The 11,478-nt window shown below is 67.1% G+C and carries 14 protein-coding genes and 1 pseudogene; 6 read left to right on the forward strand and 9 right to left on the reverse strand.

Annotated elements, in window-relative coordinates; translation table 11 throughout:
- The first annotated feature begins 869 nt into the window (after positions 1-869).
- The gene (locus ACNPQM_RS42290) at positions 870-1,580 is read left to right on the forward strand and encodes an IS6 family transposase (RefSeq protein ID WP_418088178.1); all 711 of its coding nucleotides are present in this window, start codon (positions 870-872) and stop codon (positions 1,578-1,580) included.
- Between the two features lie 335 nt (positions 1,581-1,915).
- Here the strand turns inward: ACNPQM_RS42290 and ACNPQM_RS42295 are convergent, their stop codons facing one another.
- Positions 1,916-2,674 (reverse strand): erythromycin esterase family protein, encoded by a 759-nt coding sequence (locus ACNPQM_RS42295; protein ID WP_418088166.1) that lies wholly within the window; start codon positions 2,672-2,674, stop codon positions 1,916-1,918.
- Entirely contained in the window at positions 2,671-2,961 is a 291-nt protein-coding gene (locus ACNPQM_RS42300) for an erythromycin esterase family protein (protein WP_418088167.1), read from the reverse strand. Before ACNPQM_RS42300 ends, ACNPQM_RS42295 begins: the two co-directional genes overlap by 4 nt.
- A 259-nt stretch (positions 2,962-3,220) precedes the next feature.
- Between ACNPQM_RS42300 and ACNPQM_RS42305 the strand changes: the two genes are divergently transcribed.
- Complete coding sequence (locus ACNPQM_RS42305; protein WP_418088168.1) at positions 3,221-3,535, forward strand: hypothetical protein; 315 nt, start codon at positions 3,221-3,223, stop codon at positions 3,533-3,535.
- 41 nt (positions 3,536-3,576) lie between these two features.
- On the opposite strand, the gene ACNPQM_RS42310 is transcribed toward ACNPQM_RS42305, so the two are convergent.
- From ACNPQM_RS42310 to ACNPQM_RS42320, 3 genes are all read right to left on the reverse strand, one after another.
- Positions 3,577-3,972 carry a zf-HC2 domain-containing protein gene (locus tag ACNPQM_RS42310; protein ID WP_418088169.1) on the reverse strand — a complete coding sequence of 132 codons (396 nt, stop codon included), beginning with the start codon at positions 3,970-3,972 and terminating at the stop codon, positions 3,577-3,579.
- 276 nt (positions 3,973-4,248) lie between these two features.
- On the reverse strand, positions 4,249-5,334 hold the full coding sequence (locus ACNPQM_RS42315) for an integrase core domain-containing protein (RefSeq protein WP_418088170.1): 1,086 nt from the start codon (positions 5,332-5,334) through the stop codon (positions 4,249-4,251).
- Between the two features lie 456 nt (positions 5,335-5,790).
- Positions 5,791-6,591, reverse strand: coding sequence for an SAM-dependent methyltransferase (locus ACNPQM_RS42320; protein WP_418088171.1), 801 nt, complete (start codon positions 6,589-6,591; stop codon positions 5,791-5,793).
- 355 nt (positions 6,592-6,946) lie between these two features.
- Between ACNPQM_RS42320 and ACNPQM_RS42325 the strand changes: the two genes are divergently transcribed.
- The 3 genes and pseudogenes from ACNPQM_RS42325 (at position 6,947) to ACNPQM_RS42335 (ending at position 7,840) form a co-directional block, all read left to right on the forward strand.
- On the forward strand, positions 6,947-7,207 hold the full coding sequence (locus tag ACNPQM_RS42325; protein ID WP_418088172.1) for a DUF6300 family protein: 261 nt from the start codon (positions 6,947-6,949) through the stop codon (positions 7,205-7,207).
- Positions 7,208-7,309: 102 nt separating this feature from the next.
- Positions 7,310-7,522: pseudogene (locus ACNPQM_RS42330) on the forward strand (DDE-type integrase/transposase/recombinase); the annotation flags it as partial.
- On the forward strand, positions 7,496-7,840 hold the full coding sequence (locus tag ACNPQM_RS42335; protein WP_418088179.1) for an integrase core domain-containing protein: 345 nt from the start codon (positions 7,496-7,498) through the stop codon (positions 7,838-7,840). The pseudogene ACNPQM_RS42330 and the gene ACNPQM_RS42335, both read left to right, overlap by 27 nt.
- A gap of 375 nt (positions 7,841-8,215) precedes the next feature.
- Here the strand turns inward: ACNPQM_RS42335 and ACNPQM_RS42340 are convergent, their stop codons facing one another.
- The 4 genes from ACNPQM_RS42340 to ACNPQM_RS42355 are packed head-to-tail and all read right to left on the reverse strand — an operon-like array spanning position 8,216 to position 11,144.
- Entirely contained in the window at positions 8,216-9,043 is an 828-nt protein-coding gene (locus tag ACNPQM_RS42340) for a glycoside hydrolase domain-containing protein (RefSeq protein WP_418088173.1), read from the reverse strand.
- Positions 9,044-9,055: 12 nt separating this feature from the next.
- Entirely contained in the window at positions 9,056-9,367 is a 312-nt protein-coding gene (locus ACNPQM_RS42345) for a hypothetical protein (protein ID WP_418088174.1), read from the reverse strand.
- Between the two features lie 41 nt (positions 9,368-9,408).
- Positions 9,409-10,623, reverse strand: coding sequence for an RNA-guided endonuclease InsQ/TnpB family protein (locus ACNPQM_RS42350; RefSeq protein ID WP_418088175.1), 1,215 nt, complete (start codon positions 10,621-10,623; stop codon positions 9,409-9,411).
- Positions 10,620-11,144, reverse strand: coding sequence for a hypothetical protein (locus ACNPQM_RS42355; protein ID WP_418088176.1), 525 nt, complete (start codon positions 11,142-11,144; stop codon positions 10,620-10,622). Before ACNPQM_RS42355 ends, ACNPQM_RS42350 begins: the two co-directional genes overlap by 4 nt.
- Between ACNPQM_RS42355 and ACNPQM_RS42360 the strand changes: the two genes are divergently transcribed.
- Entirely contained in the window at positions 11,145-11,456 is a 312-nt protein-coding gene (locus tag ACNPQM_RS42360) for a hypothetical protein (protein WP_418088177.1), read from the forward strand. It begins immediately after the preceding gene.
- Positions 11,457-11,478 lie beyond the last annotated feature (22 nt).

Genomic DNA, 11,478 nt, shown 5'->3' on the forward strand with positions numbered 1-11,478 from the left:
TGTTCACCCAGCCGCGACCATAGCCACCCAGCGAGCCGCGACCAGTCCGCCTGAAACACCGAAACGGACATCAGCTCACGTACCGCCCTCTGAGATCAATGCCTGACGTGAACTCAGTAGCCCTTCGCCAAATGCAGACTGACGCCACATCATGTGTCGTCGGACGGGATGCGCCGTTGACCGCCGCCCGCTATGGGACCGCGCTCGGGCAGCATCGGAGCGGGGCCACGACCCTTGGGCACGTGATCGGAATGGTCGGGAATCGCGGCAGCCATTCAGGTGACGTGACCACCTGAAGAACTCTGTCGCCGGAGGACATCGAGACCGCTGGTCTGACTGCAGTCTTTGACGGCAACACGGGTGCACCCTGCCGTACCAGGAAAGTCGATGCCGGACGCTGCGCAGGACGCTAGCGAGCCGTGTACCCGGCCCTTGGGCCGCCGGAAGGAACTCCTAAAGCGGTGTTCTCCGGGCACCTTCCCCCAGGAGTGCCCCAGGAGTGTTTAGCGATGGAGAAGCTGCAGGTGAGAGGGGTTAAGGGGAGCCCTCTGTAAATCTGTCCCACCGGGCGGCCCGCTGGGAACGGCGGCAGGAGGTCCTGCTCTGGCAGGGCCACGTCGAGCAGGATCAGCAGCCGGTCGACACCGGCCAGTCGCCAGTCTTCACCTCGCCACGGCGGGCGGGCCGCGCCGGGGCCGTAGACGCGTCTTCGGAATGCGGCTGATCATCGGTGATGTGCGCGGCAAGGGCCTGGTTTCCCGGCTTGCCGCCTAGTACTGCAACCGCATCTGGGGGCGCTGTCATGCTGGCTGGCAGGGTGAGATGATCTTCGGGTTGATTGCTGGTGGAGGGGATCGTCCGTGGAGGGCATGTCGCCGTCGTACAAGGGTCACCGGTACCCGGTCGAGGTGATCTCGTACTGCGTGTGGCTGTACTTCCGATTTCCGCTGTCCTTCCGTGAGGTCGAGGAGCTGATGCTCCAGCGCGGCGTGATCGTCTCCCACGAGACCGTCCGGCGATGGTGCCGGAAGTTCGCGCAGGCCTACGCCAACGCGCTGCGCCGCAGGCGTCCCCGGCCCGGCGACAAGTGGCACCTGGACGAGGTCTTCATCAAGATCAACGGCGAGCTGAAGTACCTGTGGCGGGCTGTGGACCAGGACGGCAACGTCCTGGACATTCTCGTCCAGAGCCGGCGGGACAAGGCCGCGGCCAGGCGCTTCTTCCGCCGTTTGATGACGAAGACCCGGGCGGTGCCGCGGGTGATCGTCACGGACAAGCTCCGCTCCTACGGCGCTGCCCACCGCGAGGCGATGCCGTCGGTCGAGCACCGTTCGCACAAGGGCCTGAACAACCGGGCCGAGAACAGCCACCAGCCCACCAGGCAACGCGAACGGGCGATGAAAGGCTTTCGTTCTGTCGGTGGAGCGCAGCGGTTTCTGTCCGCGTTCAGTGGCATATCACTCCACTTCCGGCCCTGCCGCCACCTGATGACCGCCCCCGACCACCGCCTCGAGATGACCGTCCGCTTCGCAATCTGGGATCAGATCACCGGTGCCACTGGCCTGCCCACCGCTGTCTGAACCCAGGCCGGCACCCGGCACCACCACGCCCCGACACACCGTCAGACACCCACGCACCCAACAACGTGACAACGCCCCCTAGACGGCTATGTCGTGTGGGGCGGTCTGTAATGGGATGGTGCTCGTTCTGGGCCGAGAACCTTGACGACGGGCAGTCGGGCACTAGCCGCTCCGCGCCCGGCTCCCTTGCTTCGCTCCTCTCCATCACCCGGGTGTTGGGTGTGTGGTGCTGGCTAAGTACCTGATCCTGAGCCGCTCATGACAAGGATGTGTGGCGACGGCCAGCTGAGCCGCTTCCGTCGACCAGTTTTGATCTTGCTCCGGAAGAGGGTCGTTTATGAGATTGGGAGAGGCCGGGAGCCGGACGAGACCGCGATGTAGGCCAGCCCGTCGTACTCCTCGCCCAAGGAGGAAGGACTCAGATTGAAGCGGTAGGTCCAGCGCGGCACCATGGCGCCGAAGCTTCGCATGCCGTGCCGGCCGTTGAGCCACGCCTGTACGGCCGTCGGCGCGTCGGCTGCGCTGCGCAGGTCCAGGAGGTGGTTGCCGGGATTGGCGGTAGCCAGCTGGACCTCTACGGCGCCGGCTCGGGCAGGGCCGATCCGGTTACTGACGACGGCGCCGGCTCGGGGACGAGACCATGGGCCGGGCCATATCCGGCGGGCGCGGAAGGAACCGCTGCCGAACAGCAGGCCGAGTGCGTAGTAGGCGTCGCCGTACCGTGAGTGAAGGTGTTGTCCCAGCGCTGGTACCGCGCCGCCGTGACGGCTCTTGGTGATGTGCCCGTTGTGCGCCCAGAGGGCGATCTTGGCGGACGGGTCTTCGAGGATTGCCCCCACGGCGTTGGCCATGTACCGGTCACGTGCGGCATAGACGGTCTGTTCCGGGTCCGTGTGCTGCCTGGCGCGCGTCACGAGGTCGGCGGCCTGCACCAGTACTTGGGCATGGCGGAGCGCGTCGGCTGCGTCAGGGCCGCGTCCGCGGAGGAACTCCAGCAGTTCCTCGGCCTCGTGCACCAGGCGCCGCTGAGGATCGGGTTGCGATCCCGGATATGCCGTGGCGAGCACGCGGAGCGTGGAGAGAAGTCCTGTCACGCGGTCCGGTGCCGTCCTGCGAAGGAATCGATCACCGCCAGAGAGCTGCCGCACTGCTGCGGGTCGATGCCGATGAAACGAACCTTCTGGTCTTCTCGTCGCCCTCGGTTGTAGTCGCGCATCCACTCGATCATGGCGAGCACTTCGTGGGTCCGCCATGTCCAGAACCCCAGCCCGGCAAGGACCTGCGCGGCGTCACCGACGCTTTGGCGGACATAGGCGTCGACAGCTGGGCCGGCCGACGCACTGGCCTCCATGACCAGTGCCGAGAATCCAAGCTCTGTCACCAGGAACTCCAGCAGGCGGTGCTTGAGCTGGAAGAACTCGCGTGTCCCGTGGGTGGCCTCCCCCAGACCTTGCGGGTGCCGACAAATCATCCGTCCAGGTCAGGAGCTTGATCGTCGCTGGCAGGCCTTCTGCTCGCGCGCGACTCGCGGCCGTGCTGTTCACCCGGATGGCCGTCGGCGGCGTCATGATCTGTCGTGCTGCTGCGCCTGGCCTACCTCGCCGTCACCAAGTACGTTCACGCTCCTGCGGCTGCTGCCGATGAGTGAGCGGGACAAAGACATCGAGATCCTCACGCTGCGGCACCAGCTGCTGGTCCTGCAGCGCCAGGTCGGCAAGCCCGCGTTCACCGACACCGACCGTGCGCTGCTCGCTGGCCTGCTCCATCGTCTCCCGATGAACAAGCTGCGCCGGCTCCTACTGCTGGTGCGTCCCGACACGATCTTGCGATGGCACCGCGACCTGCTCAAACAGCGCCATGCCGTCACGTGCGCACCGAGGCGGCGAGGGCGCCCACCCACAGTCCGCTCGATCCGCGCCTACACCGTGCACACTGGCTCCCACCAGGGCGGATGAGTTTTCGGCAGGCGCAACGTCGTCGCTTCCACGAGATCCGCTCACCCGAAGTACGTCGTGGTCTTGCTGACCCATTGGGACAGTGTGATCTGCATGGGCAGGGCCGCCCGGTCCGGGCTGCGGCGACGGGGCGAGGCGTGGCTGCATTCGGCCCGGGTGACCTCGCACATCCGCCGATTTTGGCCTCTGCCGCAGGCCAGGGCGTCGCGGAGAAGGGACAGATGTGCCGCCACGGCTGCGAGGCAGTCATGCTCGTCCCGGCATGTGTCGCAGGTTGCCAGGTGAGACCCCACCGCGCTCGCCTCATCGGGTGCGAGAGTCTTGAGCGCGTATCCGGCCAGCAGTTCACAGAACCTGTGGCATTCCTCGACGGCTGCCTCGTCGCCGTACTCCGTGGTCAGGCAGTGGGCTCCGATCATGGCGAAACCTCCGTTCATGGACTCACCATCTCCCAGGAACGGCCCCCCGCGCGTCGTCCCCGCGCAGCGATTTACGGCTACCACGGCCGCAGTATCCACCGCGCCGGCCTACGGCCGGGGCGGAACACGGAACACCGTGCTGGCGATTTATGCGGGCGCCAGCGCGCGACTCGGTTCGGTCGCCGGACTGACCAGCCCGCACTCGTAGGCGATGACGACGAGCTGGGCACGGTCACGAGCCTGTCCCGTCCGAAAATACGATTCGGTGCAGTGAGCTGTGGAGATGTCGCTGGGTCAGGCGGCGCGGTGATACTGGTTGATCAATCCTCCGAGGATTGATTCTCGTCGGATCCGGTGGTTCTGGAGATCGGTGACGGTGGCCGGGGCGGGTGGTTCGGCGCTATCGGGGGATAGTTGCCGTCGGGACTGGTGCGGCGGGTGCTGGTTGTAGTGCTGGATGTACTCGGTCAGCACCTTTACGGAATGGGCCTCGTTGTAGATCAGCACATGGTCGAGGACCTCTCGGCGCAGGGTGCCCACGGCTCTCTCGCAGATCGCGTTCGCTTTGGGTGCCCGCGGTGGACTGAGTAGGACCTTCACGTCGTCGGCCTCGAAGACGGCGTCGAAGGCGCTGGTGTACCTGCTGTCCCGGTCGCGGAGAAGGAAGCGCGGGGAATCCATGCGGCGGTCCAGTGCCATGGCGAGGTTCCTCGCCTGTTGAACGGTCCACTGGGCGGTCGGGTGCGCGGTGACACCGGCGAGGTGGATTCGTCTGGTGTCGTGCTCGATGAAGACCAGGGCGTACAGGCGCTTGAGGGAGATGGTGTCGAGGTGCAGGAAGTCGGCAGCGAGGATGCCGTGGGCCTGGGCGGTGAGGAATTCACGCCAGGGCGGACCGGAGCGCTGCGGAGCGGGATCGATGCCGGCGGCGCGCAGGATCTCCCAGACCGTGGACGGGGCGATCGAGTAGCCGAGGCGGGCGAGTTCGCCTTGGATCCGGCGGTGGCCCCAGGCGTGGTTCTCCTTCGCCAGGCGCAGGATGAGTTGCTTGACGGTGGGCGCGGTGGAGGGCCGTCCTGGGCGGCTGCGCTGAGGATGCGTCCACTTCCGGGAGACGAAGCGCCGGTGCCAGGCCAGCAGCGTGGTAGGGGTGACCGCGAACGCCTGACGCCAGCGCTCGCGTGGGACCAGCCGGGAGAGCACGGCGAGCCAGATCCGGTCGGCGGGCTCGTAGCGAACCCGGGCGATCTGGCGGCGCAGCACCGCGTTCTCGTGCCGCAACGCCATCACCTCCGCATCCTTCGCTACGCGGCTGCGCAGTACGGCAGCGGGCACCGTGATCAGATTCCGGACCAGCGCGGTGACGACGGATAGCGGCATCGAAGGATCGTCGCAGATGCTGTGCCGGCCAGTCCCGTGATCCGGGAACTTCCAGGTCAGGCCCCAGAATCGTGTTTCCGAGCGGGACAGGGCTGACCGCCGGGGCTGCTGACCGCGACCGGTCGGGCGGTGACGAGGCGACCGCCGCCCCGTCACCGCCAGGACCCTGCCCGTGCCCTCGCGGACGGGCGGCAAGTTTCGCGCACCGAGCCCCGGTTTACGCCCGTGGCCCGGGGAGCAGCACTCGTACTCCAAGGGCCCGTTCACCGGTCCGATGTACGGCGTGTGGCGTGTGGCGCACCTACCGCCCAGGCGGGACCGGGGCGGCGGCCGGTACCGCGTCGGCCTTCTTGCCGGGCAACGTCAGCACGGGGAGGCGGACGTCCGGGAGGCCGCCGCGGCGACGGGGCAGGGGCCTTGCTGGCTGCGCCCACGGCCTCGGCGGAACGGAGGCAGCTACCGCTTGGCGGCCACGAATCCCCACTGGTCGACCGATTCGCCGACGACAGGCTCTTCGGGGCGCCACAGGCTGATCGAGCCGAAGCCCGGCTCCACCAGTTCGAGTCCGTCCGCAAAGGTCGCCATGACCTCCCTGGGACGCGAGATGTACGGCATGGCGCCGCCACTGGCGTACTCGTCGGACCCGGCCTGCGTCTCCGGAGTCTCGATGGTGTCGCACAGCATCAAGTAGCTGCCCGCGGGCAGCGCGTCCAAGTAGCTGCGGAGCAGCGCCGCGGCCTCGCCCGAGTCGGCAACGTGTCCCAGCGTCGAGAGCACCATTACGGCCACCGGCCGGTCGAGGTCCAGCGTCCGGGCGGCCTCGCGCAACACAGTCTTCGCGTCCGTCAGGTCCGCGTGCACATAGTCCGTCGCCCCTTCAGGCCGGCTGGTCAGCAGGGCACGCGCGTGAGCCAGGACGATCGGGTCGTTGTCCACATACACGATGCGTGCTGTCGGCTCGACGTCCTGGGCGACCTCGTGCGTCGCGTTCGCGGTCGGCAGACCTGTGCCGAGATCCAGGAACTGGCGCACCCCGGCCTCACCGGCCAGAAAGCGCACCGCTCGCGCCTGGAATGCCCGCGAGGCGCGCGCTATCTCGATGATCTGCGGGTACAGCTCCTCCATCGTAGCCCCGAGCCGACGGTCCACCTCGTAGTTGTCCTTGCCACCCAGCCAGTAATTCCACACCCGCGCCGAATGCGGCGTGCCCGTTTCGATTCCGTCCACCGGCGTCCGGATGCCTTGCTCGTCAGTCATCGGCCCTCTTCGTGTCACACATCGGTTGCGCGGACGGCACTCGTACCGCGCACGCCTATGCTTCCTCACCAGCATCGTCCGCACCAGCCCGACAAGGGAGTAACTCCCTTGTCGGGCACGGACGCAGAACGGGGCGCACCCCGTCCGGGAAGAGCGCGCGGTGCACTCGTGCCGACCGCGCATCAGGCTGTCGAGGATCACCGGGGTGAGACCGGCGCCCGGAAGAGCTCGGCAGTTTGTTCGGGCCGCCCGGGCACCGGGAGGCCAGCTCCGCACCTGCAGCCGGTGTCAGCTGACACGTCCGCCGGCAAAGTGCTGGCTGATGCACATGTCAAAGTGAAGTATTCGGGAGGCGGTGCTATGTCCGGTCTGTGATCGCGGGGAGCCAGCCTCGGACAGGCTCCTGGCACTATTCGTGCTCCACGAGGCGCTGGCTCTGTCCGAACTCGAGACCTTCCACGTCCTCGTCACTGCCTGGGTAGCGGTTGCGCGTGGCCGCCAGCCGACCAGCACCAACTCGACGACGAATTCCAGCGCTGGCGTAACGGGGAACTCTAGACAGCTGGTGGGCCGACGAGAACGCTCCCGTCGGCCCACCATCAAGCGGGTTGATTAGTTTCCGGCGTGGACGGCGCTACCGAGTCACGTACTGGCGGCCGTCGTCGCTGTCACCGGTCGGGGGGTCTCTGCCCTGCCCGTCGTCCTCTTCAGGGTCCACCGCGAGGTGATGCCCTGGGTCGAGCACCGTTCCCACAAGGGCCTGAACAACCGGGCCGAGAACTCGCACCAGCCCACCCGGCAGCGCGAACGGACGATGAAGGGCTTCCGCTCCGTCGGCGGAGCTCAGCAGTTCCTCGCCGCGTTCAGCAGCATCTCACCCCACTTCCGGCACCGCCGCCACATGATGACCGCCACCAAATACCGCAGCGATCGCGGAAGCGAGTACACCAGCGAGGCGTACAACAACCTGTGCGACAGGCTAGGCGTGGTGCAGTCCATGGGGCGCGTGGGATCAGCCCTGGACAACGCCGCTGCCGAGTCGTTCAACTCGCTGATCAAGGTCGAGTACATCCACCGCAACCAGTTCGCCACCCGCGCCGAGGCCCGGCTGAAGATCGCCACCTGGATCACGGACTTCTACAACCCGCGCCGCCGCCACAGCGGGGCCGCCGGCCTACCGCCAATCGAGTTCGAACGCACCATCAGCGAAGCACGCGCCGAGAACCATCAGAAGGACCGAGCCGCGTAAGGAAGGCCTCTACGTTTCCAGGGGATTGACACCACCGCTTCACGGCTCCGCTCCAAGGACCCATTCCTCCCCGGTCTGAAGGCCGGGGCATCCTGGGAAGAATCAGGTGAAGTCGGCCCGGTATGGTCCGTCTGCCGCACGACGAGAACTGGCCGGGGATCAACACCACAATTCAGCTGGTAGACGGCACACGAGCGCAGGGTGGGTTCCGCAGCCATCCACCACTGCACCTTCGTGTCCATGGCCTCACGGACCGTCACCACCGGGAGTGGGACAGAGCCGAACGATTTACAGTCCCCAGAAAACGGCTGCCTTTCCCGTGCTGTCCCGGCTGGCCTCCCCCGACCAGCCGGGACCTCGCTTGGTTCGAATCTCTCAGCCGATGATGGCGACAGGGGCGTCCCAGGCGTTGCGGTCGACCGTGATGGTGTAACCGCCTCGGGTTTCCTTGCTGTTGACCAGGTACTGGTGGCCGCGGCTGTGGTCGGTGTACTGGGCGGGGTTCCACGGCCAGTCCGTGGTGGTCGTGTTCTTCTTGTCCCACAGCGCGTACCAGAGGTTGCCTGGCAGGTCTGTCTTGTTTGTGGCGGTGGCGATGGCCTTGGCGCTGGAGCTGCTGAAGCCGTAGAACCCGCCACGGTAGGTTGCGTTGCGCAGCGTCTTAGTGAAGGAGCGTACGTAGGTCAGGACGGCGTCGTTACACGCCTTGTTGGTGACGTCGTACGGTTCCATGTCCAGGTAGATCGGGCTGCCGGCTTTCATCCCGAGCGCTGACGCCTTGGCCACGGCGTCCTTGGCGTTGCTCGCGCCGACGGAGGCAGCCGTGGACGCGGTGAATCTTTCAGGGTTCGCACTCTTTTGACAGGGTGGCTGAGCACCGACGTAGAGCGGTATGAGCTTCCAGCCGATGGAGTTGACCGACTTCACCCATGACGCGGTCAGGTTGGGCTGGGCGCAGCCGCGGTTCTTGCCACCGATGTAGACGGCGGCAGCGCCGTAGAACTTCGTGTTCCACGCTTTCATCGCTGCGAGCGAGGGCGCTGTGCACGTATCGAACGCTCGACCGGTGAAGGTCTTCTGCGCAGGCAAGGCCGTGGCCGCCATGGAGGCCTGTGCCGCGATTCCGGCACCTGCGGCAACGACAACTCCCGTCGCCGCCCACGCGATGTAGCGGCCCTTTTTGGACAGCCGGTGTCTGGACAATTCCCACCCCATTCATACTGCGGCCCCTGGCCGCACGAACCCGATCCGCTTGCAGAGAACAGCCCGCGCTGCGACACAACATGACTGCAGTACGGAGGCAACGCCCGCATATAGGAGCCTGCGGTATCTCGGCTCCGGATATCCGAAGCGGATCGCAGAATAGCCGACGTCTATACCATGACGGACGGGCAGAAGCTGATGAGCGAGTCTGGCATGTTGCTGGCCGGCTGCGGCCTGCGCGGCGGCGATCGCTTTGGTCGGCTCCCCCGCGACCAGGTCGAGGTCGGGCTTCGGGCGGATCAGCGCGATGACCGTCTCGTTCACCGTCGTGACTCCTCCCCGCCCTGAAGGGACGGGGCTTCTCGCTATGCCTGGTTGGCGTTGCGACGGACCAGCCCGGCCCGGAGAATATTGAGTGCTCCCACTGTGTCGGCGTGCGCGGTGTGGCCGCAGGCCCGGCAGTGGAACTTCTCCTGTGTGGGCCGGTTCTCCTTCGCGGTGTGCCCACATTCGGGACACCGCCGGGAGGTGTTGCGGGGATCCACAGCCATCACTTCCCGCCCGGCACTCTCAGCCTTTGCGTTCAAGATCGCGAGGAACACCCCCCAACCGGCATCGTTGATCGAACGGTTCAGCCCGGCCTTGGCCGTGGCCCCGTTGGGCAGGAACGCGCCCGCCTGCTCGGGGTCGGGCTTGGATGCGGGGGCCTTGCTCATGTTGCGGATCTTGAGGTCTTCGTGCGCGATGACATCGTGCGCGCGGACCAGGTCGAGGGCGGTCTTGTGTGCGTGGTCGAGCCGTTGACGCCGCACCTTGCCATGCAGGGCAGCGACCTTCTCCACCGCACGTTGGTGGTTGGCGGTGCGGTTCTTCGCCTTGCAGCGTGGGAACCGGGACAGGGCCAGTTGCGCGGCCTGGAGCCCTGCGGCGGCCCGGCGGCCATGGCGCGGGTTGGGCACGAACCGGCCGCCCGAGTCGGCGAGGAAGTTGGCGATGCCGAGGTCGATGCCGACCATGCTGCCCGTTGCCTCGAGCGGCTCGGGCCGGTCGTGTTCGGCGGTCAGCACGACGAACCACTTGCGGCCCTCACGCTTGACCGACACGGTCTTGACCTTGCCGGCCACGGGCCGGTGCTGGTTGACCTTGACATGCCCGACGCCCTGGAAGCGGACGCGGGTCACCCGGTCGTGCGGGGTGGAGTCCCACCGGACCCCGTCCCCGTCCTTCGGGAACTCCACCGTGTCGAACCAGTTCACCCCACGAAAACGCGGATATCCCGGCGTCCGGCCGGCTCTGATCCGGCGGAAGAACGCGGCGAAGGCCTTGTCCAGACGGCGCAGCGTGGCCTGCTGCGAGGAGAACGACCAACGCCCCTGACGCTCCGGATCGAACGCCCGGATCTCCTTGAGCTGGGCCGACTGCATCCCGTAGCGGATGCTCGTCTTCGAGGGGTGTCGGTAGGCATCGCGGCGTTCCTGCAACGCCCCGTTGTACAGCGAGCAGTGATCGCGCAGCATCTCACCGAGCGCGACCGCCTGCCGGGCGGTGGGCCGCATCAGGAACTTGTACGCACGAATCATCCGGCCCGCCCTCCTTCGGTCAGTGCGGTCAACATAGCTGGCGCCACTGACAACGCAGAGAACTCCGGCGCTCCGCGCCTCCGCGTTCGGGATCGCATTCCCGCCCGGCCTGAAGGCCGGGATTCCCTGCGAAGATCAGGGATGGAGGCGGCGAGTGCCGCGCACCGGTCGGTGCTGCGTCCGCAGTGGTACAGCAGCCTTTTTAGTGCGATCTCGGGTTCGTGGCGGGAGAGGATCTCGTCGGCGGGGATCTGGCGCAGGTGCTCCGGGGGGTGATGGCGGGACTTGACGACTGCCCGGTAGACCTCGGAGCGGGAGAGGATCTCGCCGGCGGCGTGGGAGTCGAGCCAGGACTGCAGGACGGCCGGGGGGTCTGGGTGTTTGCCGAGTTCGTCGTCGCTGAGCAGCCGCAGCACACCGTCGTCGTCCTCGGCTGCCGGGATGGCCGCCGCCGTGTTCAGGAACCGGTCGGGGCCGCCGGCCTTCTCGGCAATCCATGCCGGCTCGGCGGGGTGCAGCACGTGGAGGACGTCGCTGACGGCGGCGTGCGGGGTGTGCGGGTTGGCGGCGAGGGCGGCCAGGGCCTGGACCCGGCGGTGTTCCGAGTGGCGTTCCAGGAGCCGGGCTGGACGGTCGTGGCCGGGGTCGACGCTGTCGATGATGCGGATCAGGGTCCGGCTCGGCGCGGGGGAGACGACGGCTGGCTGATCCAGACAGGCGAGCTGAGCGCAGGCCCCGGCGAGATGGTCGGGGTTGGCTCTGAGAGGGCGGTATGTGACGTGATGACGTACTTGTCGTCACCGGAACGTGTGGGACGGCCGCATCCGCGCTGACCAAGAGGGTCCGGCCGTGCTG

It is taken from the genome of Streptomyces sp. NPDC056231 (assembly GCF_048270745.1).
In the GTDB taxonomy this organism is placed as follows: domain Bacteria; phylum Actinomycetota; class Actinomycetes; order Streptomycetales; family Streptomycetaceae; genus Streptomyces.

Excerpts from the sequence above, each read along its gene's own strand:
- ACNPQM_RS42290 (WP_418088178.1), top strand. The coding sequence starts at position 870 with ATGTCGCCGTCGTACAAGGGTCACCGGTACCCGGTCGAGGTGATCTCG.
- ACNPQM_RS42305 (WP_418088168.1), top strand. The coding sequence starts at position 3,221 with ATGAGTGAGCGGGACAAAGACATCGAGATCCTCACGCTGCGGCACCAG.
- ACNPQM_RS42310 (WP_418088169.1), bottom strand. The coding sequence starts at position 3,972 with ATGAACGGAGGTTTCGCCATGATCGGAGCCCACTGCCTGACCACGGAG.
- ACNPQM_RS42315 (WP_418088170.1), bottom strand. The coding sequence starts at position 5,334 with ATGCCGCTATCCGTCGTCACCGCGCTGGTCCGGAATCTGATCACGGTG.
- ACNPQM_RS42320 (WP_418088171.1), bottom strand. The coding sequence starts at position 6,591 with ATGACTGACGAGCAAGGCATCCGGACGCCGGTGGACGGAATCGAAACG.
- ACNPQM_RS42335 (WP_418088179.1), top strand. The coding sequence starts at position 7,496 with ATGACCGCCACCAAATACCGCAGCGATCGCGGAAGCGAGTACACCAGC.
- ACNPQM_RS42350 (WP_418088175.1), bottom strand. The coding sequence starts at position 10,623 with ATGATTCGTGCGTACAAGTTCCTGATGCGGCCCACCGCCCGGCAGGCG.